The sequence below is a fragment of the Acinetobacter sp. UBA2063 genome, assembly GCF_002333245.1.
GTDB lineage: Bacteria > Pseudomonadota > Gammaproteobacteria > Pseudomonadales > Moraxellaceae > Acinetobacter > Acinetobacter parvus.
Map to the genome: position 1 here is coordinate 3,089 of NZ_DDAH01000188.1, position 1,566 is coordinate 4,654.

The window sequence follows — 1,566 nt, forward strand, 5'->3', positions numbered from 1 at the left end:
AGATAAAATGCTCAGGCCGCCAGTCAAGCAGACTCATTGCGAGCATGCTGACATTGCCTGTCATATGTGAAACGGATTGGTGTAGAACCGTGAATAAACCCAGAACGTTTACCATGCCTGCATTTAATGCCAATAGGAAAGCACCAAATTGAATCCAGTTGGGTAAACGTTGTAAAGGCATAGCAAGCTCAAACTACTAATTCTAGCGGTTTCGGAAATCTACAGCAGCAGTAAACAGAACATCGGTTGATGAATTTAACGCGGTTTCGGTTGAATCCTGCAATACACTAATAATCATACCAATTGCAACGACTTGCATTGCAATCTCTGATGATATACCAAATAAGCTACATGCAACAGGAATAAGTAACAGAGAACCACCCGCAACACCTGAAGCGCCACAGGCGGAAACTGCTGCGACAATAGAGAGAATCAGCATCATGCTAAGATCAATATGAATGCCTAGGGTATTTACCGTGGCAAGTGTTAATACCGTAATGGTAACTGCCGCGCCTGCCATATTAATGGTTGCACCCAATGGAATTGAAACACTCGCCATCGCTTCATTCACACCTAAACGATGCGCCAGATCGAGGTTTACAGGAATATTGGCGGCTGAGCTACGGGTGAAAAATGCGGTAATCCAACTTTCTTTTAAGCATTGAAAAACTAAGGGATATGGATTTGCCCGCATTGTAATACCAACCAGAACTGGATTGATGACCAATGCCACGAAAATCATTGTTCCAATTAAAACCATCAACAAGTGTGCATAACTGGACAGCGTTGCCAAGCCTGCATCGGCAAAGGTCACTGCCACTAAACCAAAAATACCCACAGGAGCAAAACCAATCACGGTATGGATAATCTTATTGACCGCATCAGCCACATCTGTCAACACTTGCTTGGTTGAATCTGAACCATGTCGCAGGGCCAGTCCCAAACCCACTGCCCATGCCAAAATACCAATAAAGTTCGCTTCACTAATCGCCTGTACTGGGTTGGCGATAAAGCTTAAAAGCAGGTTTTTTAAAATGTCAGCAAGGCTTCCAGGTGCCTTTAAGGTTGTATCGGTTGCCAAATGCAGAAATAGCTGACTTGGAAACACGATGCTGGCAATCACGGCACTGAATGCGGCAAGCAACATTCCAACCACATACAACACCAGTACAGGTTTCAAATTTGAGTTTTGTCCCACTTGGAAATTTGCGATTGAGGCAAGAACCAGAACAAACACTAAAATCGGTGCAACTGACTTTAATGCTTTAATAAACAATTCACCTAATAAACTTAGGTAGGGTGTAAAGCCAGGGAAAAGCAATGCCACGCCAACCCCTAGAAAAATAGCGATAATAATTTTGCTGACTAAACTTAAGCGAGACAATACATTAAACATATAAAAGCCTTATAAACCAGTGCGCGGTTTAAGGTTAAACAAGCGCGGTATTCTATACCCAAGAACCGTGAATAATAAATTTTTTTTGCAACCTATTTAATCTAAAAATATTGTAAAAATTAACACAATGTTTTTAAAAGTTTTTTATATAGGACTTACGCAAAGACGAC

At 41.6% G+C, this 1,566-nt stretch carries 2 protein-coding genes; both read right to left on the reverse strand.

Translation table 11 applies throughout. The features are described 5' to 3' along the window. Window positions 1-181, reverse strand: a 181-nt coding sequence (locus B4H32_RS09170; protein ID WP_286802335.1) for a DUF1275 family protein, incomplete at its 3' end; no start/stop codon positions are given. A 21-nt stretch (window positions 182-202) separates the two neighbouring features. Next, window positions 203-1,396, reverse strand: coding sequence for a serine/threonine transporter SstT (gene sstT, locus B4H32_RS09175; protein ID WP_286802337.1), 1,194 nt, complete (start codon window positions 1,394-1,396; stop codon window positions 203-205). Window positions 1,397-1,566: the final 170 nt, after the last annotated feature.